The following is a 25,796-nucleotide window of genomic DNA, read 5'->3' as shown; positions in this document are numbered from 1 at the left end:
ACTTCATACTCGTACGACCAGTACCACTGGTTGCCGGTCGCCTTGAGCGTCAGATCCGGATTGGCCGGCGGCGTCAGCTGCGCGGTCAGGAGCTGGAAGGACGGGATCGCGAGGAAGAGAAGGATGACGACCGGACCAACGGTCCAGACAACTTCAATCGCGGTGTTGTGGCTGGTCTTCGACGGAACCGGGTTCGCGCTTTCGCGGAACTTGACCACGACGATGATCAAAAGGAGGAGAACGAAAAGAGTAATCGGAATGATGAACCACAGGGTATAATGTTCAAACCACGTGATTTCTTCCATGATGCCCGTAGCAGCCGACTGAAAATTCGTCTGCCATTCGACAGGCTTGTCAGCAAAGGCGCTCGAAGCAAAAAGCAGACAGGCAAGCGCTGCCAGAACTGCATAAGCCTTGTTTTTCACAATATGTCTCCCCAATGCGCTTGATCAGGATCAAACCGGAACGCAGAATCCCTGCGATACTGCTGCGCTTCAAACCACAGTTTGTCCGATGCCGCAACATCTGACCAATCAACCCCATGCGGCATTTTTGCACAAACGTCGCTTTTCACACAGGCACCCCTCGAAAGCCGTGGCAAATCAACCTATAGAGGCTCTTCCTTGCGTCGGGCGGCGCGATTTCACGCAGCCGCATCGACAACACATCGGACAGGGCCCGCAACACGCCCAATTTCCGCCATATGACGCTGGAATGTGCCCCGCAGGGCTTTTCATTTATTCCCGCGCGCTTCAAGAATAGCCCTGATGATTCGACGTTTTGAGGTTTACATGGGCCTGCCCCTCTTTTCCCGACTGTCGGCCTTCGCCGCCTTCGGCCTTGCCGTTCTCGCTCTGCCTGCCGCAAGCATGGCCCAGCAGCCCGCCGGAACCCCCGGCACGGTCAAGTCCAACCATGGCGCGTGGTCGATCGTCTGCGATCAGCCGCCGGGCGCTTCTGCCGACCAATGTGCCCTGATGCAGAACGTGATTGCCGAAGACCGGCCGGAAGTCGGTCTGTCCGTCGTCGTTTTGAAGACCGCCGACCGCAAGGCCAAGATCCTGCGCGTGCTGGCCCCGCTCGGCGTGCTTTTGCCGAACGGCCTCGGTCTCAATGTTGACGGCAAGGATATCGGCCGCGCCTATTTCGTGCGTTGCTTCTCCGACGGCTGCTATGCCGAAGTGGTGCTCGAGGACGAACTCCTGAAGACCTTCCGCTCCGGTGCAACGGCAACCTTCATCGTCTTCCAGTCGCCCGAAGAAGGCATCGGCATCCCGGTCGACCTCAAGGGCTTCGGCGAGGGTTACGACGCGCTGCCCTGATCGGGCGCGCGACTACCGAATGAGCAAGGCCGCGCTTAGTGCGCGGCTTTTTATTGGGTGGAGCGCCTCTCAAACGACAAGGCCCGGATCGTCGATCCGGGCCTTGTCGTAAGCCATGAGCCTTTGCCTCAGATGATGTCGGTTCCGGCAATCTTGATGCCGAAACCTTCGAGGCCGACATAGTGACGTTCGCGCGACGCCAGAAGCCGGATGGAGCTGATGCCCAGATCCTTCAGGATCTGCGCGCCGAGACCGATTTCCAGCCATTCGTTTTCGCGCGCCTGCGCTTCGTCATGCCCCTCGCGGTCGTGCTTGCCCTTGCGCGCCGTCTGCGAGACGCCGACACCGACCGATCCTTCGCGCAGATAGACGATGACCCCCCTGCCCTCATCGGCAATGCGCTTCATGATGCGGTCGATCTGGCAGTCCTTGCCGAACACGTCGGCACCGACATTTTCGAGATGCAGTCGCACCGGGATATCGACGCCGTCGCGGATGTCGCCGAAGACGACGGCCAGATGCTGCATCGGGTCCCAGGGCAGAGAATAGGAATGTCCCTTGGCCGGGCCGTAGGGCGTCTCGATATCGAAGGAACCGCCCTGCTCGATCAGGGTTTCCTTGCGCTGGCGGTAGGCAATGAGGTCGGCGACCGAGACCTGCTTCAGGCCATGGGTATCGGCAAAGCTCGCGACCTGCGGCCCGCGCATCACGGTGCCGTCGTCGTTGACCAGTTCGCAGATCACGCCGATCGGCGGCAGGCTGGCGAGCTTGCAGAGGTCGACGGCCGCTTCCGTATGGCCGGAGCGCATGAGCACACCGCCTTCGCGCGCCACCAGCGGGAAGATGTGGCCAGGGCGAACGAAATCGGTCGGCCCAACATTGGGATTGGCAAGGTTGCGCACCGTCAGCGTGCGATCGTCGGCGGAAATGCCCGTCGTGGTGCCGTGCTTGAAATCGACCGAAACGGTGAAGGCCGTCGTGTGGGCGGAATCGTTCTCCGCCACCATGGCGTTTAGGTTGAGGCGCTTGGCCTCTTCGCGCGGCATCGGCGTGCAGACGATGCCAGAGGTGTGGCGCACGATGAAGGCCATCTTCTCCGGCGTGCAATGCACCGCCGCGACGATCAGGTCGCCCTCGTTCTCGCGGCCATCGTCATCGGTCACGACGACGATCTCGCCGGCCTCGAAGGCGCGGATGGCATCGACGACACGCTTCTGATCATAGGACATGGTGCTGTTCCCGAATTCCTTGAGAGGCAAAACTACTTGAGGCGGCCGGTCTGGCCACGGTCACGCAGGTAGTGATCGGCAATCGTGCAGGCAAGCATCGCCTCGCCGATCGGCACGGCGCGGATACCGACGCACGGATCATGACGACCCTTGGTGCGCACATCGACCTCGTTGCCGTCGCTGTCGACCGAGCGCCGCTCGGTGAGGATCGACGAGGTGGGCTTGATGGCAAAGCGCGCAACCACCGGCTCGCCGGTGGCGATGCCACCGAGAATACCGCCCGCATGATTGGACAGGAAGACCGGCTTGCCATCGTCGCCGATGCGCATCTCGTCGGCGTTCTCTTCACCGGTGATTTCGGCCGCCCCGAAGCCATTGCCGATCTCCACACCCTTGACGGCGTTGATCGACATCAGGTTCGACGCAATATCTTGGTCAAGCTTGGCATAGATCGGAGCGCCGATGCCGGCAGGCACGCCTTCTGCAACGACCTCGACCACCGCACCGATCGACGAGCCGGACTTGCGGATGCCGTCGAGGTACTCCTCCCAGACCGGAACGATCGCAGGGTCCGGCGCGAAGAACGGGTTGTTGTCGACCTCGGCCCAGTCCCAGTTGGCCCGGTTTATCTTGTGCTTGCCGATCTGGACGAGGGCGCCACGGACGACGAGACCCGGCACGACCTTGCGGGCGACGCCGCCGGCCGCCACGCGTGCTGCCGTCTCGCGCGCGGACGAGCGTCCGCCGCCGCGGTAGTCGCGAATGCCGTATTTAAGGTCGTAGGTGTAGTCGGCGTGGCCGGGGCGATAACGCTTGGCGATCTCCGAATAGTCCTTGGAACGCTGGTCGGTGTTTTCGATCAGCATCGAGATCGGCGTACCGGTCGAGATCATCGTCTCGCCGTCCTCGTCGAACATCACGCCGGAGAGCACCTTGACGAGGTCGTCCTCGCGGCGCTGGGTGACGAAGCGCGACTGGCCAGGCTTGCGCTTGTCGAGCCAGGCCTGGAGTTCGGCAAGCGTGAAGCGAATGCCGGGCGGGCAGCCGTCGACGACGCAGCCAAGCGCCGGCCCATGGCTTTCGCCCCAGGTGGTGACGCGGAAGAGGTGACCGAAAGTGTTATGCGACATGAAGGCAACCGACCCTAAGCAAGCAACGGCCGTACGTTACGTACGCGGATGCCCTCTCTTAGTGGAAAGCCGAAGACGGGGAAAGACTTTTGCGGCCTAACGCGATGACCTTCGTCACGACGCCAGGCGCAGGCCGCGTTCCGTTGCAAAGGCGAGGAACTTCTCCGAACTCAACGGTCGGGCAAAGGCATAGCCCTGGAGCACGTCGCAGCCGAGAATGCCGAGCATTTCGGCATGCGCCATGGTTTCCACGCCCTCGGCCACCGTCTCGATGTTGAGCGAACGGGCGATATCGATGATCGAGCGGACCAGCGCCTGCTCCCGGCGGGCGCTCAGGATCGGAACGACGAGCTGGCGATCGATCTTCAGCCGTTTCGGCTTGATCTTCAGCAGGCTGACGATCGAGGTATGGCCGGTGCCGAAATCGTCGAGCTCGATGTCGATGCCAAGTTTCTTGATGCCCTCGATATTGGCGGCGACGATGTCGTCGCTTTCGTCGAGGAAAATCGACTCCACCAGCTCGAAACAGATCTGCCCCGGCGCGATGCTCAGGCCTTCAAGCGAGGACAGCAGGTCATCGTCCTGCAGCCGCTTGGCCGAAACATTGACCGAGATCTTCGGCACCCGAAGCCCGGCCGCGGCCCAACGCATCTGGTCGGTCAGCGATTTTTCCAGAACCAGGCGATCGAGCACCGCCGTCACGTTGAGTTCGTCGGCGATCCCGAGGAAACGATCCGGTGTCAGGATGCCTTCGCGCGGATGCCGCCAGCGCACCAGTGCTTCGACGCCGCAGAGTGCCAGAGTGGTCGCATCGAACTGAGGCTGATACCACGGCTCGAACTCGTCGCGCTCGATGCCCTCCAAGATCTCGTCGGCGATGCGCTTGGCGGTCACCACCTCCGCCTGCAGCACTTCGGTGAAGAACTGGTAGCGATTACGGCCGGCCTCCTTGGCGCGATAGAGCGCAATATCCGCGTTGACGAGCAGCTTGCGTGCATCGATATCCGCCCCGTGCCCGACGGCCACGCCGATGCTGACGCCGAAGCGGCAGGGAAAGCCGTTGTAGTCGACCGGCTGTCGCATTGCGGCAATGATCCGGTCACAGCGTCCCGCCAATGCCGCATCCGCCGGCGCACTGGTGACCGCCACCACGAACTCATCGCCGCCGATGCGGGCAATGATGTCGCCTGGCGAGGTGTTGGCCCTTAGAATCTCGGAGGCATGGATCAACATCGCATCGCCAGCCGCATGACCGAGTGTATCGTTGATCTGCTTGAACCGGTCGAGATCGATATGGAGAATGGCGATGCCGTCGCCGGCCCTGGCCAAGCGCTCCAACGCCTTGTCGAGCATGCGCCGGTTGCCGAGCCCGGTCAGCGGATCATGCAGCGCATTGTGCTCGATGCGCACCCGCGCCTGTTCGAGCTCGGCGTTTTTCGCATCCGCCATCGCCTTGGCCGCGCGCAGTTGCTCGGTCATCAGCACATCTTCGGTGACATCGAGAGCCATGCCGACAAGCTTGCGCGCGCCGTCGGGCGCCACATGCAGCTTGCCGACCGACCGAATGTGGCGAATGCCCCCGGCAGACAGCACCACACGCGCTTGATGCACGTAGGTTTCGTCCGCGGCAATGGCGCGGTTGACCGCCTCCAGGGCCGCCTGCCGGTCATCCGGATGAAGGGTGGTGAGCCATATATCCTCGTTCGTGGCCCCGTCGGTGTAGACGATGCCGTAGAGTTGGTGCATGCGCTCGTCCCAATAGGCGACGTTGTCGTCGAGATCCGCCTCCCACATGCCGCAACGGTAGGAGTCGAGCGCGAGATCGAGCCGGCGGGAGAGCAGTTCGAGGTCCTGCTCGCGTTCATAGAGGCCCTTCAACGCCAGTTCGAGCTCGTGGTTCTGTTGATCGACCTGCGCCTTGGCGGCGCTCAGCCGCTCGTTCTTCAAAACGTCGTCGCTGACATCCCAACTGATGCCGGTCACCTTCGCGCGGCCATCGGCGCCCCGGTGGCTCGACCCGACATTGCGGATGTGGCGCACCGTACCGTCGGGCAGAACGACGCGATATTGCGATCGGTATTCCAGGCCGTCATCAAGGCTGCGGAACAGCGCATTGGCGGCAATACCGATATCATCGGGATGCACGGTCGTGCGCCACTCATCGTAAGTGGGTTCGTCCAGATGCGCCTCCAGCCCATGCAGGTGGAACATGCGGTCGTCCCAGGAGCGTTGCTGCGTCTCGACGTCGATTTCCCAGATGCCGATCTTCGAAGCGTCGAGCGCCAGGTTCAGGCGATGCGACAGCGTCATCACCTCCCCTTCCCGCGCCTTCAGCTTGGCGATGTTGCGCTGGCGCTCATTGACAAGGCCGCCGGTCAAGAGGATCGGGATAACGACGACCGCAATGGCTGCGATCATCGCCTGGCGAATGCTGTCACTGTTTTCCGGCAGTTGCCCCCAGCCCCCGACCGGCATGGCTGCAAGCTCCCAGACGCCGCCGGCCAGTTCAAGCCGGCGCGTGACCGGCGCCTTGCGAAAGAGCGCGTCGTCGCCATAGAACGCGTCCTGGATACGATCTGCTTCGGAAACATCCCTGATGGCGAGGTGAACGTCGACGTGGCGGTGGTCCCGCGTCAGTTCCGGTGCCTCGCCGCCGGCCTCAAGCAGGCGCGCCGCACGGTAGAGCGCCTTCTCGTCGATGATGGCCTCGACATAGCCCCACCGTTCCATCCGCCCCTGGATCTTGGAGAAGACCGGCAGGAACAGTTCGAAACCACTGCGGCCAGTCGGCAGTCGGATTGGCCCGATCATCACCGGCCGCACCGTCGACGACGCCCGCTCGACCGCGCGCCTCGTCGCGCCGAACCTGTTGAAGTCGCTGCCGATGAACCATTTCTGGCTCTCGCGCGGAAAAGCGATCCGCACCACGCCGCCGGGTGCAGCAGACGCCCGGGCCATCTGCGGGTTCTGCAAGAGAAGCTTCGTCGCCATGACCGTGAAATCGTCAGGCGTCATGGCCGGATGCACGCCAATGCTGTTGGCAAAACCATTCAGCGCCGCAATGTTGGTGTTTACCTCCGATTGCAACCGGTTGGCGATGAGATTCAGTTCATTCTCGACGTCGATCCTGAGGTCGTTCTGGAAGTTTTCGCGATTTTGCCGCTCGTAGATGTGCCCGCCCGTGAAGACGACAAGGCCGGCGATTGCCGCAGGTATGAGCGATGGTTTCGCAAACCTGGCGGCCGCCCGAATGCGGTGGCGCAGAACGTCAATGATCTTCAATCTATTCCCCTTGGTCCCCAACCAAAGGTAGCGATCGAGTCTTAAGATTGGCTTTCGTCACAAATCCTTGGAAAACCCCATAATTCATGGGGAAACTCTTCCGTGAAACCGCCGACTTGGGCGCTCCCCCGCTTGAAAATTACGGTGTCGCCGTCCAGTCTTTCGGCGCCGGGCGGGGCGTCAAAAAAGCGGGCAACCCGGCCAAAAGCCAAATCGCAAGGCAATTTTTGCCACAATCGGGGATCAAGGGTGATGACAACAGTGTTCGCAGAATCGTTGAAGAGGGCAAGAAAGATGCGTTTTGTCATTGCCGCGCTTATGGCCACCGCAGGCTTGCTCTCGCCGTTGTCCGCCCTTGCCGAAAGCGCCGATGTAGAAGCTACCATTACGGGTGTCGATACGGACCGCCTGAGCCTCTCGCTCGATGACGGCAAGAACTACCAGGCGCCGGAAGAGTTCAACTTCGAGGGCTTGAAGGCTGGCGTAAAGGTTCTCGTCTTCTACACGGAAGTCGACGGCAAGCGGGTCATCAACGACCTCGAAATCGTCCAGTAAAGAGCGTCACGCCCTCCACACGCTTCACGAATTCCGACGCAAAACCGCTTCACGCATTCTCTGGAATCGTGGCGCGGTTTTTTCGTTGTGGTGGATCAGATCCAGCCGATGGCGCTACCGGAAATGCGCAGCAGGCGGTCCTGCGGGATCGCTGCGGAGGCGGCTTCTTCGGCCTCCATTTCCCCGAACAGCTTGAAAAGCGCGCGGATGACGCCGCCGTGACTGACGCAAACCGTCGGCTTCGTCACGTCCTTCAGCCAGGCAGCAATGCGCCAGGAGAGGATTTCGTAGCTCTCCGCGTCATCGCCGGGCGGAATGAAATCCCACTTGACGGCGCGCCTTTCGGCAATCCGCAACGGCACCGAGCGCTTGAGTTCGGGCAGCGTGTGCCCTTCCCAGTCGCCGAATGAAACTTCCTTCAGCCGTTCGTCGGTGCGGTAGGCGTCGGGGTCAAGCCCCATTGCACGCCTCACCCGCTCCATGGTCTCGCGCGTTCTGCCGAGCGGGCTGGCGACGAAATCGAAATGCGCGGCGTCCGCGCCGAGGATACCGGCAAGCGCAACGCCGTTGCCGGTCGCCTGCTGGCGACCGATGTCATTGAGCGGGATGTCCTTCTGCCCCTGGAGCCGGCTTTCGGCGTTCCAGTCGGTCTGTCCGTGACGGATCACATAGATCAGCACAACTTGTCTCCGGGCGACAGGCTACAGGACAGAGCCGATCAGTCCTTGATGACCGAGATATCGGGCGCGTCAACGGCCTTCATGCCAACGACATGGTAACCGCTGTCGGCGTGGTGCACTTCACCGGTGACCGAGCGCGACAGGTCGGAGAGCATGTAAAGGCCGACGTCACCGACTTCCTCGATCGTCACGGTGCGACGCAGCGGTGCGTTGTACTCGTTCCACTTGAGGATATAGCGGAAATCGCCGATGCCGGACGCTGCGAGCGTCTTGATCGGGCCAGCCGAAATGGCGTTCACGCGAATGTTCTTCGGGCCGAGGTCGACCGCAAGATACTTGACGCTGGCTTCAAGCGCGGCCTTGGCAACACCCATGACGTTGTAGTTCGGCATGACCTTTTCGGCGCCGTAATAGGTCAGGGTCAGCATCGAGCCGCCATCGGTCATCAGCTTTTCAGCGCGACGGGCAACCGACGTGAAGGAATAGACCGAGATCTGCATGGTCTTGGCGAAGTTCTCGGGCGACGTGTCGACATAACGGCCGGTCAGCTCGTCCTTGTCGGAAAAGCCGATCGCGTGCACGACGAAGTCGATCTTGCCCCACTTCTTTTCCAGCGTCTCGAACACGGCATCGATCGTGGCTTCGTCGCTGACGTCGCAGTGGCCAGCCATGAAGCCGTCAATCTCGGCCAGCAGCGGCTCGACGCGCTTCTTCAGCGCGTCGCCCTGGTAGGTCAGTGCAACTTCACCACCCTGAGCGTGGATGGCCTGGGCAATGCCCCATGCGATGGAACGGTTGTTTGCAACGCCCATGATGACGCCGCGCTTGCCCTTCATCAGACCGGATGCCTGAGCCATGGTAAGTCCCCAATACTATTTCAAGCAACAGCCGGCGCCGGTGCCAAAGTTCAAAGATGTCATAGATGCCGCAACGCAAGGAGCGGCAATTGTAGAGAATTGCCTATGGCATAGCCGCCGGGGTGGTTCAAGCACGGCCGGGATCAGGAACTGTTAGTCCCCGTAATATTGGGTCAGCATGTCAGCAAACTGTCACAAACGGACCGTCACAAATAGAGGCCGTCGCGCTGCGCCTTCATAAGATCGGTGACCTTTTCGTCCGGGGCGTCGTTGAGGACCAGACGCAACTCGACCAGGAGAGCGCCGTGCATGCCATAGGCGCCGGGCAAACCGCGGCCCTCGAGGCGGATGACCTTGTCCGAACCGGACCAGGCCGGCACGACCACGGTTACGGGTCCCACCGGTGTCACGATCTCTTGTTCACAGCCCAGCACTGCGCCTTGAAGGTCGATAGACAAGGTCGTCAGAAGATCAAGGCCGCGGGTGCGGAATGCACCGCCCTGGTCGACCCTCAGCGTAACGACGACGTCGCCACGGGTCATGCCGGTGACCCGATACCCCTGCTCCGCAAGGCGAACGGCCTGACCGTCGACCGCACCGGGAGGAATTTGGACCTTCAGCGTCTCCCCGTCCGGAAGTTCCACGGTCAGGCGCTGGCGATTGATCAGATCGTCGATGCTGACGGACAGATCGACCGGCAGATCGGGGACCTTGTCGGCCGTCTTTGCGGCACGGCCGCGAATACGCCGGACGATGGCTGCGACGAGTTCTGCGGCGGGAGCCGCCGCGCGCTGCATCAACGGCGCTTCTGCCCGAACTTGGGCCTCCTGCTGCGGCTCGGCGACCGGTTCCGGCTTGGCCTCCGGAGCCTGGGTCGAGCGCTCAGGCTCCTTCGCCGCCGGTTTCGGCGCTGGCTTGGGTGATGGCTTGGCCTCCGACCTCGGCGCGGACCGGGCGGCCTTGGCGCGTGCTTCGGCCGCAAAGATCTGGGATGCAGCGTCCTCTGCGGTTTCGGCGTCGACCGGCGGCTCTTCCTGGGTGGCGCCGCGCATCTTCGCCTTCATCGCCTCCATGCGACGAAGCTCTGCCTCACGGCGCGCGTAGTCGTAGCGGCTCCTGAGCTTCGGATCGCGCAGAAGCTCGTAGGCTTTGCCAGCTTCGGCAAAACGCTCCGCCGCATTCGGATCGTCCTGGTTATGGTCGGGATGCACGGCCTTGGCCAGCGAACGCCAGGCCGCCTTGATTTCGTCCTGCCCGGCGTTGCGCCGGACACCGAGGATCGCATAGGGATCACGCATGGCTTCTACCATCTTCTCTGATCGGCGGCCTCTCCCTGACGCTCGCCTTTATGCCCCAAGATTGAAGGCGCCATCGTCGCCCGTTCACTGAACACCGATGATTGCGGGAACTTGCTAAATAGTGGTTAGCCGGTGCCGCGCCAGCGATCGCCGATCAGCCGCGGGGCGCGATCATGCGCACTTTTAGGGAATTGTGGTTAATCGCAGATTTCAGGCGCGCGGGCCGAAGCTCGTCAGATACCAGGCACCGTCGCCGCCCTGACAGGTGTTGCCGTCGAATTTGGCAATGCCTTCATAGGAGTGGCGCGTGGTGGTGAAGCGACGGCAGAGCATGCCGCTGGCGCGATCTTCCTGAATGGTGCTGATGACGCCGGCGCTGCCGGAGGTCGCATTGGCCCACGGGATCGGATTGATGCTGCCGGTGGCGAGATCGGCCGATGTCACGGCGTCACGGACCAACACTGCGTCGGAGAGGCCATCGGAAGTTTTGGCGACAGGAACCGTGCCGGTGGAAACCGTACGGTCGACACCTTTGCCGAAGAGGTCGAGACCCGCGCCCATGCAGCCGGGAAGAACCAGGACCGGCAGGCAAATTGCCGCGCCACGCAGCAGGGCGAAGGAATACCCCTTCTTGGCGTCGATCCACTTTGCTATGTCTTGCACGGCAATCCTGTCAGACTCGCTGGAGCCGTCAGTTGCGCAACTAGGGCAACTACAGGCTCCGACATTTTCGATGCGGAACTACCGGTCGGGCTCATCCCGAAGTATTTCCGCGCCAGACATCACGGCATTGGGACGTAATATGGCGGCGAATGAGTTAACAAGCGGTGACTTCACCGAATCAAATGAACCCTTTTCCCTGTTTGGCACATGGCTGAAGGACGCGGAAGGCAGCGAGATCAACGACCCGAATGCGGTCGCACTGGCCACCGTCGACAACGACGGGCTGCCGAATGTCCGCATGGTTCTGCTGAAGGGTTTTGATGAACGCGGCTTCGTTTTCTACACGAATTTCGAAAGCCAGAAGGGCCAGGAAATCCTGGGCGCGCGCAAGGCGGCCATGTGCTTCCATTGGAAGTCTTTGAGGCGACAGGTGCGCGTGCGTGGTCCGGTCGAGATCGTCACCGATGAGGAAGCGGACGAGTATTTCAAGAGCCGGCCGCGCGGCAGCCGCATCGGCGCCTGGGCATCGAAACAGTCGCGTCCGCTCGAGGGCCGCTTCGCGCTGGAAAAGGCGGTTGCCGAATACACGGCCCGTCACGCTCTCGGTGAAATCCCGCGCCCGAGCTACTGGTCGGGTTTCCGCATCCGCCCGACCTCGATCGAATTCTGGCACGACCGCCCCTTCCGCCTGCATGACCGCATGGAGTTCCGGCGGGCGGCTCCGGAAGGCGGTTGGGAAAAGGTGCGCATGTATCCCTGACGGTCGCCCTAGCCGCGCGCCAGGCGGAAGGGAATACCCGACGCCAGCGCCGATGCGTAGCGTGCACGTTGGAAATGTCCGTTCAACGATATGCGCGGCAGCGCGTGAAGTGCCGGTGCCGGCGCACGGAGCGTCCCGGGTCTCGTCGTGACCGCCAGGGTGAAGCCAAGGTCTGCGACGATCTGATGATCCCGCGGCGACGCGGCCAGCGCGTCGCCGTAGGGATAGGCGAAGGTCAGCGGGCGCCGGCCGACGATTGCCTCCACCCGTCGCGCGGAATCCTCGATTTCGCGCCTTGCCTCGTCCTTATCGAGACGCGCGACCGAGCGGTGGCTGATCGTATGGGCACCAAGACTTGCAAGCGGACTTCCGGCCAACCGCCGAAGTCCCGCTTCGTCCAACGTCAGTTGCGCGGTCATCGCCAAAGGGTCGACACCACGCGCCATCGCCAGGGCATTCAGCGACGCGATGGAGCCGGCCTCGTCCCGGCTGTGAATGAAATCGGCCACCCGGTTGAAAGCCATCTGCCTTTCGCTGACGGTACGCGCTTGCAGCGTCTCGACACCGGCACCGAAATCGAAGCGCAACTCAGCACTGCGCGCGAGCACTTCGGCGAGCGTTTCCCACCAGAGCGTATGGGTTCGGTCGACGAAGCCACCGGTCACGAACACCGTAAACGGTGCTCGATGGCGCTCGAAAACCGGCAATGCATGGTCGAGATTGTTCCTGTAACCGTCATCGAGCGTAAAGCACGCGACCGGCCCCCCTTCCGCGGCAAGCGCTTCGGGCAATTGATCAAGGGCGACGAAACGATATCCGTCGCGCTTCAAGGCCGACAGCGCCGCATCGAGAAAATCCGGCGTGATCTCCAGATGCGCGTTGGGATCGAAGGGCCTGGCACGTTTGGGCCGGACGTGGTGCAGCGTGAAGATCGCTCCCCGCCCCCGCGCTGCGGCCATCATTCCGGCGCGGCTCAGCCCATGGGCAAGCTCCAGCCCACCTGCGATCGCGGCACGGCGAACGGCGGTCCTCAACGTGTTCTTGATGTCCGGCCTCATGTTCCCCCGCGTGGCGCACCAAGGCTCGAAGGTTAACGGCAGGGGCGTTAAACCTTGTTGAACGCCGTTGCGTTCATCGCCCATTTACCACACGCCTCAAAACAGGACGGAGCCGACGCATTCCGCCCTAAAGTTGCAACAAAGACACGGATCTTGTCGCAAAACGAAACAGCTCTGCGCCTGCCGACGGCGCTTTCGACGGGGACCAACATGAAAACTCTGCGCTGCCTCCTTCTGGCGACCTTCGCTCTCGCTCTTGGGACCGCAACGGCCGTGGCCGGCTCCGCTTCGTTGGTCCTCGACGCGCGCACCGGCAAGGTTCTGTCAGCGGAAAACCCTGATGTGCTCAACCATCCGGCATCGCTCACCAAAATGATGACGGTCTACATGGCCTTCGAGGCGCTCAAGCGCGGAGAGCTGTCCTGGGACAGCAAGATCAAGGTCTCCAAGGCAGCCGCGGCCAAGCCGCCGATGCGCCTCGGGTTGAAACCCGGCATGACGATCACGGTTCGCGAAGCAGTGCTCGGCATGATCGTGCGCTCGGGCAATGACGCAGCCGCTGCCATGGCCGAAAAGCTCGGAGGCTCGGAAGCGAATTTCGCCCGGATGATGACCGCCAAGGCGCGCCAGCTCGGCATGAACAAGACCGTTTTCATCAACGCTTCGGGCCTGCCGGCCAGCAGGCAGGTGACAACGGCAAGGGAAATGTCGACGCTCGCCGTCGCCCTGATGCGCGATTTTCCCAGAGAGTATCGGCTGTTTGCGACGGAGAGCTTCAATTTCCGTGGCCGCAAAGTGCGGGGCCACAACAATCTGATGTACCGCTACGACGGCATGGACGGTATCAAGACCGGCTACACCAACGCGTCCGGCTTCAATCTCGTCAGCGCCGTCAAGGACGGCAATCGCCGTGTCGTCGGCGTCGTGCTCGGCGGCAAGACGGCACGCAGCCGCGACGCCAAGATGGCCGCCCTGCTCGACCGCCATGTCGGCAAGGCGGCAAAGGGCGGACGGCAACTGGTTGCGTCCACGCGCGGGGGAAAGGTTGCCGAGGCCCCGGTCGAGGTCGCGTCGGTATCAGCATCCGCGTCAGCATCGGACGTGCCGATGCCCTACGCTGCGCCGCAGCGGGCAAAACAGGATTCCGTAGCAGCATTGATTTCCGCAACAGCAACGACCGCGATCCCCGCGGAGCGCCCGACCGAGGTGGTCGAGATCGAAACAACGGCCGCCGTCCCCGCAGCCGGCGGCGGCTGGCAGATCCAGATTTCGGCAGCGCCTTCGGCCGAGGCCGCGCGCATGCTGCTTGCCCAGGCGCGCTCCGAAGCCGGCGCGCCGCTGGCAGGCGCTACCCCCTATACCGAAGCGGTGGGCAAGGGTGCCAAGGCGATCTACCGTGCCCGTTTCGTCGGATTTTCGAGCCGCGATGCGGCAGCTGCCGCCTGCGATGCGCTCAAGCAGCGCTCCTATGATTGCATGATGCTGCCATCACGCGGCTGAGCCGGGAACGAGATAGCTGCCGCCGGGCGATCTCCGGCGGCAGGCAAAAGGAACGCCAGAGGCAACTAGGCCTGGGTGCCACCAACGGTGATCTGGTCCATGCGCAGGTGCGGCTGGCCGACGCCAACCGGCACCCATTGTCCGGCCTTGCCGCAATTGCCGATGCCGGTATCGAGCTTGGTGTCGTTGCCGATCATGGTCACCCGCTTCATCGCGTCCGGGCCGTTGCCGATCAGCATGGCGCCCTTGACCGGCGCGCCGATCTTGCCGTTCTCGATCAGATAGGCCTCGGTGCAGCCGAAGACGAACTTGCCGGAGGTGATGTCCACCTGGCCGCCGCCGAAGGAGACGGCGTAGATGCCCTTTTTCACCGACGCGATGATTTCTTCCGGCGTCCTGTCGCCCGAGAGCATGTAGGTGTTGGTCATGCGCGGCATCGGCACATGGGCATAACCCTGCCGACGGCCGTTGCCGGTCGGCTGCATGCCCATCAGCCGGGCGTTCTGCCGGTCCTGCATGTAGCCGACGAGCTTGCCGTCCTCGATCAGCACGTTGTAGCCGGACGGCGTGCCCTCGTCGTCGATCGAGATCGAGCCACGACGCGCCTCGATGGTGCCATCGTCGACGACGGTGACACCTTTGGCGGCAACCTGCTCGCCCAAAAGCCCTGCAAAAGCCGAGGTCTTCTTGCGGTTGAAATCGCCTTCGAGGCCATGGCCGACCGCCTCATGCAGCATGACGCCCGGCCAGCCGGAGGCAAGCACCACGTCCATGGTGCCGGCCGGCGCGTCAACTGCGTCGAGATTGACCAGCGCCTGGCGTAGCGCCTCGTCGGCACCCGCCTTCCAGTTCTCCTCGGTAACGAAGTCGCCGAAACCGCGGCGGCCGCCGGTGCCGAAGGAGCCGCTTTCCTGCCGGTCGCCGTCACCGGTGACGACGGAAATGTTGATTCGGGTCATCGGCCGGATGTCGTGCACGCGATGGCCGTCGGCGCGAAGAATATCGACGACCTGCCAGCTTGCCGCGATCGACGCCGTGACCTGGCGCACCTTCGGATCCTTGGCGCGCAGATAGGCGTCGATTTCCTGAAGCAGGGCGACCTTCGCCTCGAAGCTTGGCTCGCCGATCGGGTTCTCGTCGCCGTAGAGCTTCTTGTTGGTGCGCTGCGGGGCTGCGGCGTAGGAGCCGGCATAGCCGCGGGTTACCTGCGCCACGGCGTCGGACGCGCGACGCAGTGCCGACAGCGAAAGCTCGCCGGAATGGGCATAACCGACCGCTTCGCCGGCGACGGCGCGAAGGCCAAAGCCCTGGTCGGTGTTGAAGCTACCGCCCTTGAGGCGCCCGTTGTCGAAGGACAACACCTCGGCTTGCGCGTGTTCAAGGAACAGTTCGCCGTCGTCGGCACCGGCAAGCGTCTCCGAGAGAACCTTGCGGATCGTTGCCTCGTCGGCATCGAAGAGGCTCATCAGATCGGTGTTCATGGTGGCACGCTCCCGCATCAAGAAATTCTATCGCCTCCATTTAGGAAGGCGGCGGGTTCAAGCCAAGGAAAATATCACGTCTGCGTAATTCCAGATGCCGGGACGATCCATGGAACGATGCGGAAGTTCCAAGTGCGACAGCGACCTTGGCGCGTCTCAAAGGACGCGCGGCGCTGTCAGTGACGTGTTCCAGCCGTCGAGACGCTCCACCCGCTCGACGCCGGTAAATCGGGCGACACGATCGAGCTCGGCATCAATGCGCTCCAGGCGACCTGCAGATGCCTTTACTCCCTTCTCAAGCCAGAGCCTGCGCACATCGAGGCTGCCACGCTTGCGATCCGCCTTCATGTCGATGCGGCCGATCAGCCGGTCCCCTTCGATGAGCGGAAAGACGTAGTAGCCATATTCGCGTTTCGCCTCGGGCACGAAGACCTCGATGCGGTAGTAGAAACCGAACAGGCGCTCTGTGCGATTGCGGTCACGCAACAGCGGATCGAAGGGGCTGAGCACCCGGACCCGTCCAGGCGGTTCGGGAACATCGCCGAGCGTTCCCGGGAACCCGGTGAAGGCAAAGGCTGCACGCGGTTTGCCGCCGTCGATCGCCTCGATCGCGATTTCGTCAAGCTCGTCGCGATGCTCGGCCACCCAGGCCTTGGCTTCGTCAGGAGAAACGAGATCCCAAAAGGCGGCGATCTCGCCATGGGTCGCAAAACCCAGTCGGTCAAGCGCGCTGCGGCAGGCCCAGTCGATGAACTCCGGATGGCTGACATCGCCTTCGTGATGGTGCGACGGGATCACCCTCTCGGTCAGGTCGTAGACCTTCTGGAAGTTTTCCCGGCGGGCAATCGCCAGCTTGCCCGTGCGCCACAGCACTTCCAGCGCCGTCTTCGAGGGATGCCAGTTCCACCAGCCGCCGGACTCGTGCTCCGCCTCCTTCAGCTCGCGGGCCAGCACCGCGCCGCCCTCGGCGATGCGCGCATAGGTCTCGTCGCAGCTTTTTTCGAAGCCCTCTCCACGCCACTTGCGCCAACGCTCGACGATCGTTTCGCCTTCCCATTTGAAACGGTGTTTCCAATAGCGGTAGAAACTGCTCGGAATGATCGAGGCGTCATGCGTCCAGTGTTCGAACAGGTCGCGGTCGTCTTCCAAAAGTGCCGTCAGATGCTCGCGGCGATAGGTCTGGTTGCGGGAAAACAGGATCTGGTGATGGGCGCGCTCGACCGTTGCGATGCTGTCCACCTGCACGAAACCGATATCGTGGATCAGCTTCAACAGCCCCTCCTTGCCGAGCGCACGGTTCGGCGCGCCGGAAAGGCCCTGCTTGGCGAGGAAGATGCGACGGGCGTCGCTGTTGGAAAGGCGAATCGTCATGACAACAAGAGTAGGCTTTTATTCCCACAATTCAAATGCGGCGTCGGCCCGGAGGTCGCATTGCTCTTGTTGTCGGACTTGGCCTATAGAGCAACCCGAAAACAGCACGGGCCTGAGGACAGCGAGGAACGGAATGGACATCCGCTTTACCGATTGCGCGGTCCGCTTCGGCGAACGGGTGGCTTTGCATCCCCTGACGCTGACGCTCAGCGAAAAGCGCATCGGCATCATTGGCCTCAACGGTTCCGGCAAGACCACCTTTGCCCGGCTGATCAACGGCCTGGTCAAGCCCACGACCGGCCGCGTCACGGTGAACGGCCTGAACACGGTCGATGACGATCGCGCCGTGCTGTCCGAAGCCGGTTTCATCTTCCAGAACCCGCAGCACCAGCTGATCATGCCAGTGGTTGCCGAAGACATTGCCTTCGGCTTGAAGAACCGTGGCCATTCACGCGAAGACATCGACCGTCGCATGCAGGCCGCGCTGACGCGCTTCGGCATCGAGCATCTGGCAAGACGCCGCGTGCACGAGCTTTCGGGCGGCGAGACCCAACTCGTCGCCATGGCAAGCGTCGTCGTCACCGATCCGAAGATCCTAATCCTCGACGAGCCGACCAACCAACTCGACCTCAAGAACCGGCGCCGCGTCGCCGAGACGATCGAGAGCCTGCCGGAGGATACGGTCGTGATCACCCACGACCTTGCATTGGTCGAAAACGTCGACCGCCTGCTGCTCTTCCACGAGGGGCGGCTTGCCGGCGACGGCAATCCGGACGAGACCATCCGCCTCTACCACGAGATCGCCGGATGCTGACGAGCCTGCACATCGAGGGCGACAGCCTGCTGCACCGCCTGCCGGTCAGGGCAAAGCTCATCGCGCTCGTGACGCTCAGCATCCTCCTGTTTCTCAGCTCCTCGCTCGCGGTTCAGGCCATCGCCTTCGTCGCCGCCGCCGGTCTCTATCTGTCCGTCGGCCTCCCCTTGAGAGAAGCGCTGAAACGCGTCGGCTTCGTCTTCCTGACGATCTTCTTCCTCGCTGCCGTTAATCTTTTCCTGCTGCCCGTTCTGGACGTGGCCACGCTGACCTTGCGCCTGATGGCCCTGGTGCTGTTTGCGGCCGCCGTGACCGCGACGACGACGATCAGCGCCTTCATGGACGAGATCACAGTCCTGTTGACGCCGCTCGAACGGCTGGGTTGGCTGCGGGCGGCGGACGTCAGCCTGGCGCTGGGGCTGGTGTTGCGTTTCGTGCCCGATATCTTTGCCCGTTACCAGGCGATCCGCGAGGCGCACCGCGCGCGGGGCCTGCCGGTTCGGCCGTTGACGATCATCGGGCCGCTGATCATCCTGACGCTCAAGGACGCCGATACGATCGCCGCGGCGATTGACGCGCGCGGATTTCGCCGCCAATAAATGCAAAAATCCTAATACACAGGGAACCGGAATTTCATGAACACCAGAGACCTCGTCCTCATTGCACTCTTCGCCGCGATCGTCGTCGTGCTCGGCCTCATCCCGCCGATCACGCTCGGCTTCATTCCGGTGCCGATCACCGCCCAGTCGATGGGCGTCATGCTCGCCGGCTGCATCCTCGGCGCCAAGCGCGGCGCGCTTGCGTTCCTCCTGTTCCTGCTGCTCGTCGCCATCGGCCTGCCGGTACTTTCGGGCGGTCGCGGCGGTCTTTCCGTCCTTGCCGGCCCGTCCGGCGGCTTCATCCTCGGCTGGGTCGTCGCCACCTTCGTCACCGGCCTGATCGCGGAACGCGCCGTGCGTGAAGGCCAGGCCGAGACGCGCCAGTTCGTCGGCTTCTTCCTCGCCTCCGTCCTCGGCGGCATTGTCGTGCTCTACGCGATCGGCATGCCCTGGATTTCCGTCGTCACCGGCACGCCGTTGATGGCCGTCGCCACCGGCTCGCTGGCCTTCATTCCTGGCGACCTCCTGAAGGCGGCCATCGCAACATTGGCAGCGCGCGCCGTCTTTGCCGGCTATCCGTTGCTGCCGGCCCGCGCCTGAAACGATGCCCTTTGCCGCCGCGCTCCATCGGCACGCGGATGAGCATCCGCATGCCCCGGCCTTCCGTATGGAGGGCCGGGTTTTCACGTTCAGCGAACTGGCGCGGCTTGGCCGACAGCTCGTCGCCGTTTTCGATGACCTGGTCGGCGATGGAGGGGGCAGAAGCGCGCTCGGCGACCGGGCGCGCCTGGTCGCTCTCGAGATCGGCAACCATCCGCTCTTTGCCGCAGCCTTGCTCGCCGCAACCACCCGCGGCCATTGCGTCGCGCTGATCGATCCGCATCTGCCGGCATCGACACGCCAGGCGATGCGCGACCTTCTGTCTCCCGACCTCGTCGTCAGCGCCGAAGGCGCCGGACTTCGGATCGAATGTCCGGCAAGCGGCACGTCGCGACCTTTTGACGAGCATGACGAACAGGTGGGAGAAGCGCCGCTCGCAATCGGCACTGACACCGAGCCCTTCCTCATCGTGTTTACCTCGGGGACAACCGGTACGCCGAAGGCGATCATACGCGACCGCGGATCGTGGCGACGGAGCCTTGCCGCTGGCCAGGATTTCTTCGGGATCAACCGCGACTGCAAAACCTTCGCCCCCGGCCCGCTGGCGCACGGGCTGACGCTCTATGCGCTGGCGGAAACCCTCGTCGCCGGCGCCGAATTCATCGGTGCGCCCCATTTCGACGCGCCCCATTCCCTTGCCGTCATCGAGGCGGAGGCGGTGCAACGACTGGTGCTGGTGCCGACCATGCTGCGCAGGCTCTGCGCGGCAAATCCAGGCAGTCCACACAAGTCCGTCACGCAAATCACCGTCGCCGGCGCCAAATTGACGCCAAGCGACCGAGCGGCTGCCACCGTCGCCTTCCCTGAGGCCCGCGTGATCGAATATTACGGCGCTTCCGAACTGGGCTTCATCAGTGTGGCGACCGAGAGCGACACCGCATCTGCGACCGCCGTCGGCCGCGCCTTTCCCGGCGTCACGCTCCAAATCCTAAGCGACACGGGGGCCGACATGCCGCCGGGCGAAACGGGAACCATCTTCGTCGACAGCGCGCTCGTTTCCGACGGTTATGTCGGATCGGCCGACGGCGCCGGCTTCCACCGCTCAGGTCGGCTGGCGACCGTCGGCGATCTCGGATTTGTCGATGAGGCCGGCACGCTGCACCTTCTCGGCCGTGCGGGCGGCATGGTGCTGTCGGGCGGCAACAACATTTACCCGCAAGAAGTGGAGGCAACACTGACCGCGTTTCCCGGCGTGCACGCTGCCCTTGTGCTCGGGCTCGACCATCCGGATCTCGGCAGCGAGCTCGTCGCCGTTATAGAGCCTGAAGGTTCCGCCTTTGACCGGGCAGCGCTCGAGCGCCATCTTGCCGCCCACCTGCCCCGCTACAAACATCCACGCCGCCTCTGGCTTTGCCGGGAGATGCCGATGACGCGTTCGGGCAAGGTGGCGGCGGGGATACTCAAGCAATGGATCGCGGACGACCACGATGACCTCGAACGCATCGACTGACGCTTCGCGCGTACCTGTCATCGTTGCGGCGCTCAGAACGCCCATCGGCCGCGTCAACGGCGCGCTTCGCGATATCGAACCGTCGCGGCTCGTCGCACCGTTGATCGCCCGCATTCTTGCTGATGTCGGGCTGGCGGCAACCGATGTTGACGATGTCATCCTCGGCAATGCCGCCAACAGCGCCGGCAATCTCGCGCGGCTCGCAGCACTCGAAGCGGGGATGCCAGTCTCGACACCGGGCGTGACCGTCGATCGTCAATGTGGATCGGGGCTGGAAGCGATCACGCTCGCGGCGCGGATGATCCAGGCCGGCGCCGGCCGCTTTTATCTCGCAGGCGGGACTGAGAGCGCCAGCCGGGCGCACATCCGCCTGCGGCCACCGCTGGAGCGCGGCGGCGAACTTGCCCCGGTCAAGCGCGCCCGCATGGCGCCCGACGAGATCGGCGATCCGGACATGGGGGTCGCCGCAGAGAATGTCGCGACCGAGTGCGGTATTTCTCGCGAGCGGCAAGATGCCTTCGCCCTTCAAAGCCATCGCCGCGCTGTTGAAGCCGATGCAGCAGGCAAGTTCGCCCGCGAGATCGTCCCGATCGAAACCGCGGCAGGTCTTGTATCGCGTGACGAATGCCCGCGGGCCAATGCCTCGATCGAAACGCTGCAGCGGCTGAAGCCGGTTTTCGTCGAGGGCGGTACAGTGACTGCCGGCAATGCCTGCCCGATCAACGACGGCGCCGCCATCGTGCTGGTGACGAGCCTTGCCGAGGCGGAGCGACTCGGCGTTTCCCTTGCGCTGGAGTTCGTCGACGCGGCAACCGCCGGCGTCCATCCAGAGCTGCTCGGCCTCGGCCCTGTTCCGGCGATGCGCAAGCTGAAAGCGCGGCAGCCCACGCTCGATCCCGCCAAGGTCGATTTCATCGAGTTCAACGAGGCCTTTGCCTCGCAAGTGCTTGGCAGTCTCGACCAGATGGAAATTGGATCCGAGAGGGTCAACCTCGATGGCGGCGCCATTGCCCTTGGTCATCCCTACGGCGCCTCGGGCGCGATCCTCACTGTCCGGCTGTTCTCACAGATGCTGAAATCGCCTGCCGGCACGGAGGGGCTCGCCATGATGGGTGTTGGCGGCGGTATGGGCATCGTCGCGCTGTTTCGCGTGGTTTAAGTTTCGGCTTACACCGTATACGCGGCGAGCCATTCCCGCGTGGCAGTCGGCAACGGCAAAGGTGTGTGGCGCTGCGGGTCGACGGCCACCCAGACGACCTCCACCTCGGCGACAAGCTGACCGCGGGCCTCGACCTTGACGGCGAAGCTGATCGAGCTGCCGCCAACCTTCGCGACGTTGACGGTGAACCGCGCCGGCTCGTCGTAACGCAGGCCACGGTGGTAGACGCAACCGGAGCGCCGGACGAGATAGCTCGGTTCGTTCACGACATGGGGACGGTGGCGCCACAGGCTGGAAAGGGCTGCTTCCGCGTGGGCATAATAGGCGGCATTGTGCATGTGGCCGTGCATGTCTATATCGCGAAACGGAATACGGATTTCCGTGACGTTCTCCAGCTCCCTGCCGTCCATGCGAGGCTCCCTGACGATGCGCTCCACCCTCGTTAGCCAGTTCGGCGATCCCCGGCAAGTGATTGCGCTCGTGGATGTCGAGCAGCCGGCACCGGCTGCGGGCGAAGTCGAGGTGGCGCTGTCGCTCGCGGCCATCAACCCGTCGGATCTCATCCCCGTGACCGGCGCCTATAGCGCGCGCACCACCCTGCCCTTCGTGCCGGGTTTTGAAGGTTTCGGCATTGTGACGCGCACCGGATCGGGCGTCAGTTCGCTAAAGCCGGGTGATCGCGTGATCCCGATCGGTGCCAGCGGCCTCTGGCAGCAAAATCTGCTGCGACCGGCAGAATGGTGTTTCGCCCTGCCTGACGACATTGGCGATACCGATGCGGCGACCTGCTACGTCAATCCGCTGACCGCGCTGCAATTGATCGAGGCATTGCGCAAGCATTTCGGCTCGCTCGAACGGCGCCGGATCGGCGTGACGGCCGCGGGGTCCGCCATCGGCGGCATGCTGATGAAGCTGCTTGCCGGTGAAGGCGTCGATGCCATCGGCATCGTTCGCAGCGAGCGCAGCGCCGAGCGGCTTGCCCGTGAGGTTCCGGGCCAGGTCGTGATCGGCGACGAGCGGCATCCGCCACAGCTTCGCCTGGACGCGATCATCGACGCGGTCGGCGCACCGTTTGCCGGTGACCTGATCCGTCACACGCTCGAGCCGGGCGGCGCCTTCGTCCAGTACGGGGCGCTGAGCGGTGTGCCGGTGCCCCAAACCGCAATCCAGGCGCGGCCGGATTGCCGCTTTTCCTTCCTGTGGCTGCGCACCTGGGTGCATTCGGCCGGACGGCCCGCGATCGAGGCCGCCTTCGCGAAAAGCTTCGACGGCCTGCGGTCGGGCCTTTTTTCGAGCCGGATCGCCGCGATCTACCCGTTGAGCCAGCTCGACGCCGCCCTTGCGCACCAGGTGGATCCCGGCCGCGACGGCAAACTTCTCCTCGATCCGCGCTGTTGAAAATTCGGTCTTTTCGACCGCCGCGCCATGGACGTTGCTGGGTGGGAGCACTAGGTTTGCGCCATGACCACCTTCCTCTATGAAAATCCGGTCTTTCTGGAACACGAGGTTCCCGAGGGGCATCCCGAACGGCCGGACCGGCTGAAGGCGCTGAACCTTGCGCTCGAACACCCGAACTTCGCCGACCTCAAGCGGATCGAGGCGAAGAAGGCGAGCGAGGACCTCGTCCTGCTCGCCCACCCGGAAGAGCACTTGCGTGATGTCAAGCGTGCCATTCCCGAGGAAGGCCTCAACCATATCGAGGCGGACACCTATGCGAGCCCGTTGAGCCTCGATGCCGCCCTTACGGGCATCGGCGGGGCAACTGCAGCGGTGGACGCAGTCTTTTCCGGCGAGGCCGACAATGCCTTCGTGGCCGCGCGCCCGCCTGGCCACCATGCCGAAAAGAACAAGGCAATGGGTTTCTGCCTGTTCAACACGGTGGCGATTGCCGCCCGGTACGCGCAGAAGGCCTATGGGGCCGAGCGCGTCGCCATCGTCGACTGGGACGTGCACCACGGCAACGGCACGCAGGACATCTTCTGGGACGACCCTTCCGTTCTGTTCTGCTCGACCCACCAGATGCCGCTTTATCCCGGCACGGGCGCCAAGGACGAGACCGGCGTCAAGGGCAACATCGTCAACGCGCCGCTGTCGCCGAACATGGGCAGCGAGCACTTCCGCGAGGCTTTCCGCACCCGCGTGCTTGCCGCACTCACCAATTTCCGGCCGGACTTCATCCTGATTTCCGCCGGCTTCGACGCCCATCACCGCGATCCGCTGGCACAGATCAACCTCGTCGGCGAGGACTTCGACTGGGCGACCGGCCGCCTGCACGAGATCGCGGACCGCAGCGCCGGCAACCGCATGGTCAGCCTGCTCGAAGGCGGCTATGACCTGCAGGGCCTGGCCGAATCGGCCGGCCTGCACATTTTGAGACTGATGAGAGGGTAGACATGAACACCAGCACGCAACCGGACGTTTCCGCCCTCTCCTTCGAGCAGGCCGTCGAGGAACTGGAACGGATCGTCTCGGCGCTGGAGCGCGGCGACGTGGCGCTCGACAAGTCGATCGAGATCTACGAGCGCGGCGAAGCGCTGAAGAAGCATTGCGAGGCGCTTTTGAAGGCGGCCGAGGATCGCATCGAGAAAATCCGGCTCGACCGCGCCGGCAAGCCGCAGGGCGTAGAACCGCTCGACGCAGACTAAACGGGAAAGATTGATCGCCGCGCGGAAACGCTGCGTCTTTGCTTCGCCCCTATCCGCCTGCCCATGCAGGCGTTAGTACTTGATGCGACAGCAAAAAACGGGAGCACGCGCCATGTCTTTCTTCCCAGGCCCCGATCCGCTCGCCGGCGACAAGCCGGCCTGTGATGCCATCGAACACCTGATCGTTCCGCGCACCAGCGATATCGGCGGCCTGCAAGTCCGCCGTGCCCTGCCGACGGCAAAACGCCGCCTGGTCGGGCCGTTCATCTTCCTTGACCGAATGGGTCCGGCGCTGTTGCGCGCCGGCGAGGCGATCGACGTACGTCCGCACCCGCATATTGGGCTTTCCACTGTCACCTATCTTTTCGACGGCGAGATCAAGCATCGCGACAGCCTCGGCACCGAAATGGTCATCCGCCCCGGTGACGTGAACCTGATGACCGCCGGCCGCGGCATCGTGCATTCCGAACGCTCGCCCGAAAACCAGCGCGGCCACGACCGGTCGATCTCGGGGCTGCAGACCTGGCTGGCGCTGCCCGACCACAAGGAAGAAATCGACCCGATCTTCAGCCATACGGAAGAACGCTTGCTGCCGCATATGAGCGACGGCGGCATCAAGGCGCGCGTCGTGATCGGTGATTTCGAGGGCGCGAAATCGCCCGTCTCGGTCTTCAGCGACACGATCTATGTCGACCTCAACATCGCGCCTGGCAAGAGCGCGCCCTTTGCGGCGCAATGGGAAGAGCGTGCGCTCTACATCCTCTCGGGCGAAGCGATCATTGCCGGCGACCATTTTGCCGACAACCAGCTGCTCGTCTTCCGCGCGGGCGACGAGATCACGGTGACGGCCGGACCGCAGGGCTGTCACGTCATGCTGTTCGGCGGCGCCGCTCTCGGTTCCGCTCGACACATCTGGTGGAACTTCGTCTCCTCGTCGAAAGAACGCATCGACAAGGCGAAGGAAGAGTGGCGCACCGGCCGCTTCGACATCGTGCCCGGCGACGAGGAAGAGTTCGTCCCGCTGCCAGAAGGGTAATTCGACCTAGAGTGGAACAGAATGCCCCGGGAAAACCGCGCAACATTGCCTCAGGGCGCTTGAATCGATTTCGATTCACAGAATCATGCGCTAGTCTCTTGGTCTGTGACGCAGGAATGCCTAGTTTTGCATTCAGCAACGATTGCGTCTAAAGAGCCGCTTCGACGGTACCCACCAACTATCGCGCGCCCGATTTTGCGGCGCGCATGAGGCATGCAGCGTGACACAACTGCCAACCAATCCGATG

Annotated in this window: 26 protein-coding genes; 13 read left to right on the top strand and 13 right to left on the bottom strand. The window is 63.3% G+C overall.

The window, feature by feature from the left end; all coding sequences use genetic code 11:
• The coding region (locus VGO04_RS04025; protein WP_327494670.1) for a cytochrome c oxidase subunit II at positions 1-425 on the bottom strand (425 nt) is incomplete at its 3' end.
• Positions 426-767: 342 nt separating this feature from the next.
• Between VGO04_RS04025 and VGO04_RS04020 the strand changes: the two genes are divergently transcribed.
• Complete coding sequence (locus tag VGO04_RS04020) at positions 768-1,322, top strand: invasion associated locus B family protein (protein ID WP_414650508.1); 555 nt, start codon at positions 768-770, stop codon at positions 1,320-1,322.
• Positions 1,323-1,450: 128 nt separating this feature from the next.
• Here VGO04_RS04020 and ribB read toward each other — a convergent pair whose 3' ends face one another.
• The 4 genes from ribB to VGO04_RS04000 all read right to left on the bottom strand — a co-directional run bounded on the left by ribB (position 1,451) and on the right by VGO04_RS04000 (position 7,271).
• Entirely contained in the window at positions 1,451-2,551 is a 1,101-nt protein-coding gene (ribB, locus tag VGO04_RS04015) for a 3,4-dihydroxy-2-butanone-4-phosphate synthase (protein ID WP_327494669.1), read from the bottom strand.
• Between the two features lie 32 nt (positions 2,552-2,583).
• The gene (gene aroC, locus VGO04_RS04010; RefSeq protein ID WP_327494668.1) at positions 2,584-3,681 is read right to left on the bottom strand and encodes a chorismate synthase; all 1,098 of its coding nucleotides are present in this window, start codon (positions 3,679-3,681) and stop codon (positions 2,584-2,586) included.
• Between the two features lie 114 nt (positions 3,682-3,795).
• Positions 3,796-6,963 (bottom strand): bifunctional diguanylate cyclase/phosphodiesterase, encoded by a 3,168-nt coding sequence (locus VGO04_RS04005; protein WP_327494667.1) that lies wholly within the window; start codon positions 6,961-6,963, stop codon positions 3,796-3,798.
• 41 nt (positions 6,964-7,004) lie between these two features.
• On the bottom strand, positions 7,005-7,271 hold the full coding sequence (locus VGO04_RS04000) for a hypothetical protein (RefSeq protein WP_327494666.1): 267 nt from the start codon (positions 7,269-7,271) through the stop codon (positions 7,005-7,007).
• Here VGO04_RS04000 and VGO04_RS03995 point away from each other — a divergent pair.
• On the top strand, positions 7,258-7,518 hold the full coding sequence (locus VGO04_RS03995) for a DUF1344 domain-containing protein (RefSeq protein WP_043619849.1): 261 nt from the start codon (positions 7,258-7,260) through the stop codon (positions 7,516-7,518). The two genes, VGO04_RS04000 and VGO04_RS03995, sit on opposite strands and share 14 nt — an antisense overlap.
• 95 nt (positions 7,519-7,613) lie before the next feature.
• Here VGO04_RS03995 and VGO04_RS03990 read toward each other — a convergent pair whose 3' ends face one another.
• The 4 genes from VGO04_RS03990 to VGO04_RS03975 form a co-directional block, all read right to left on the bottom strand.
• On the bottom strand, positions 7,614-8,198 hold the full coding sequence (locus VGO04_RS03990) for a histidine phosphatase family protein (RefSeq protein WP_327494665.1): 585 nt from the start codon (positions 8,196-8,198) through the stop codon (positions 7,614-7,616).
• A gap of 38 nt (positions 8,199-8,236) precedes the next feature.
• Positions 8,237-9,055, bottom strand: a complete 819-nt coding sequence (fabI, locus tag VGO04_RS03985; RefSeq protein WP_327494664.1) for an enoyl-ACP reductase FabI — start codon at positions 9,053-9,055, stop codon at positions 8,237-8,239.
• Between the two features lie 206 nt (positions 9,056-9,261).
• Positions 9,262-10,365 carry a J domain-containing protein gene (locus VGO04_RS03980; protein ID WP_327494663.1) on the bottom strand — a complete coding sequence of 368 codons (1,104 nt, stop codon included), beginning with the start codon at positions 10,363-10,365 and terminating at the stop codon, positions 9,262-9,264.
• A gap of 198 nt (positions 10,366-10,563) precedes the next feature.
• Positions 10,564-11,016 (bottom strand): RT0821/Lpp0805 family surface protein, encoded by a 453-nt coding sequence (locus tag VGO04_RS03975; protein ID WP_327494662.1) that lies wholly within the window; start codon positions 11,014-11,016, stop codon positions 10,564-10,566.
• A 139-nt stretch (positions 11,017-11,155) separates the two neighbouring features.
• On the opposite strand from VGO04_RS03975, the gene pdxH reads away from it, so the two are divergent.
• Positions 11,156-11,776, top strand: coding sequence for a pyridoxamine 5'-phosphate oxidase (gene pdxH / locus VGO04_RS03970; RefSeq protein ID WP_327494661.1), 621 nt, complete (start codon positions 11,156-11,158; stop codon positions 11,774-11,776).
• An 8-nt stretch (positions 11,777-11,784) separates the two neighbouring features.
• Here pdxH and VGO04_RS03965 read toward each other — a convergent pair whose 3' ends face one another.
• Positions 11,785-12,834, bottom strand: a complete 1,050-nt coding sequence (locus tag VGO04_RS03965) for a polysaccharide deacetylase family protein (RefSeq protein ID WP_327494660.1) — start codon at positions 12,832-12,834, stop codon at positions 11,785-11,787.
• A gap of 210 nt (positions 12,835-13,044) precedes the next feature.
• On the opposite strand from VGO04_RS03965, the gene VGO04_RS03960 reads away from it, so the two are divergent.
• Positions 13,045-14,334 carry a D-alanyl-D-alanine carboxypeptidase family protein gene (locus VGO04_RS03960; protein WP_327494659.1) on the top strand — a complete coding sequence of 430 codons (1,290 nt, stop codon included), beginning with the start codon at positions 13,045-13,047 and terminating at the stop codon, positions 14,332-14,334.
• A 65-nt stretch (positions 14,335-14,399) separates the two neighbouring features.
• Here VGO04_RS03960 and tldD read toward each other — a convergent pair whose 3' ends face one another.
• On the bottom strand, positions 14,400-15,815 hold the full coding sequence (tldD, locus tag VGO04_RS03955) for a metalloprotease TldD (RefSeq protein WP_327494658.1): 1,416 nt from the start codon (positions 15,813-15,815) through the stop codon (positions 14,400-14,402).
• Positions 15,816-15,971: 156 nt separating this feature from the next.
• Complete coding sequence (locus VGO04_RS03950; protein WP_327494657.1) at positions 15,972-17,186, bottom strand: winged helix-turn-helix domain-containing protein; 1,215 nt, start codon at positions 17,184-17,186, stop codon at positions 15,972-15,974.
• Positions 17,187-17,319: 133 nt separating this feature from the next.
• On the opposite strand from VGO04_RS03950, the gene VGO04_RS03945 reads away from it, so the two are divergent.
• The 5 genes from VGO04_RS03945 to VGO04_RS03925 are packed head-to-tail and all read left to right on the top strand — an operon-like array spanning position 17,320 to position 21,868.
• The gene (locus VGO04_RS03945) at positions 17,320-18,000 is read left to right on the top strand and encodes an ABC transporter ATP-binding protein (protein ID WP_327494656.1); all 681 of its coding nucleotides are present in this window, start codon (positions 17,320-17,322) and stop codon (positions 17,998-18,000) included.
• Positions 17,994-18,599 (top strand): energy-coupling factor transporter transmembrane protein EcfT, encoded by a 606-nt coding sequence (locus tag VGO04_RS03940; RefSeq protein ID WP_327494655.1) that lies wholly within the window; start codon positions 17,994-17,996, stop codon positions 18,597-18,599. Before VGO04_RS03945 ends, VGO04_RS03940 begins: the two co-directional genes overlap by 7 nt.
• 36 nt (positions 18,600-18,635) lie before the next feature.
• Positions 18,636-19,199, top strand: coding sequence for a biotin transporter BioY (locus VGO04_RS03935; RefSeq protein WP_327494654.1), 564 nt, complete (start codon positions 18,636-18,638; stop codon positions 19,197-19,199).
• Between the two features lie 4 nt (positions 19,200-19,203).
• Positions 19,204-20,709 (top strand): class I adenylate-forming enzyme family protein, encoded by a 1,506-nt coding sequence (locus tag VGO04_RS03930; protein WP_327494653.1) that lies wholly within the window; start codon positions 19,204-19,206, stop codon positions 20,707-20,709.
• The gene (locus VGO04_RS03925; RefSeq protein ID WP_327494652.1) at positions 20,687-21,868 is read left to right on the top strand and encodes a thiolase family protein; all 1,182 of its coding nucleotides are present in this window, start codon (positions 20,687-20,689) and stop codon (positions 21,866-21,868) included. Before VGO04_RS03930 ends, VGO04_RS03925 begins: the two co-directional genes overlap by 23 nt.
• An 8-nt stretch (positions 21,869-21,876) precedes the next feature.
• Here the strand turns inward: VGO04_RS03925 and VGO04_RS03920 are convergent, their stop codons facing one another.
• Complete coding sequence (locus VGO04_RS03920) at positions 21,877-22,278, bottom strand: acyl-CoA thioesterase (protein ID WP_327494651.1); 402 nt, start codon at positions 22,276-22,278, stop codon at positions 21,877-21,879.
• 16 nt (positions 22,279-22,294) lie between these two features.
• Between VGO04_RS03920 and VGO04_RS03915 the strand changes: the two genes are divergently transcribed.
• The 4 genes from VGO04_RS03915 (at position 22,295) to VGO04_RS03900 (ending at position 25,549) form a co-directional block, all read left to right on the top strand.
• Positions 22,295-23,266, top strand: a complete 972-nt coding sequence (locus tag VGO04_RS03915) for a zinc-dependent alcohol dehydrogenase family protein (protein WP_327494650.1) — start codon at positions 22,295-22,297, stop codon at positions 23,264-23,266.
• Positions 23,267-23,329: 63 nt separating this feature from the next.
• Complete coding sequence (locus VGO04_RS03910; protein WP_327494649.1) at positions 23,330-24,259, top strand: histone deacetylase family protein; 930 nt, start codon at positions 23,330-23,332, stop codon at positions 24,257-24,259.
• Between the two features lie 2 nt (positions 24,260-24,261).
• Positions 24,262-24,513: an exodeoxyribonuclease VII small subunit gene (locus tag VGO04_RS03905; protein ID WP_327494648.1), complete on the top strand. Its 252-nt coding sequence runs from the start codon at positions 24,262-24,264 to the stop codon at positions 24,511-24,513.
• 112 nt (positions 24,514-24,625) lie between these two features.
• Positions 24,626-25,549, top strand: coding sequence for a pirin family protein (locus VGO04_RS03900; RefSeq protein ID WP_327494647.1), 924 nt, complete (start codon positions 24,626-24,628; stop codon positions 25,547-25,549).
• Positions 25,550-25,796 lie beyond the last annotated feature (247 nt).

It is taken from the genome of Ensifer sp., from assembly GCF_035999185.1.
Lineage (GTDB): Bacteria > Pseudomonadota > Alphaproteobacteria > Rhizobiales > Rhizobiaceae > Ensifer.
Note: the sequence above shows the minus strand (reverse complement) of the source record. Positions and strands in the feature narration are given on the sequence as shown.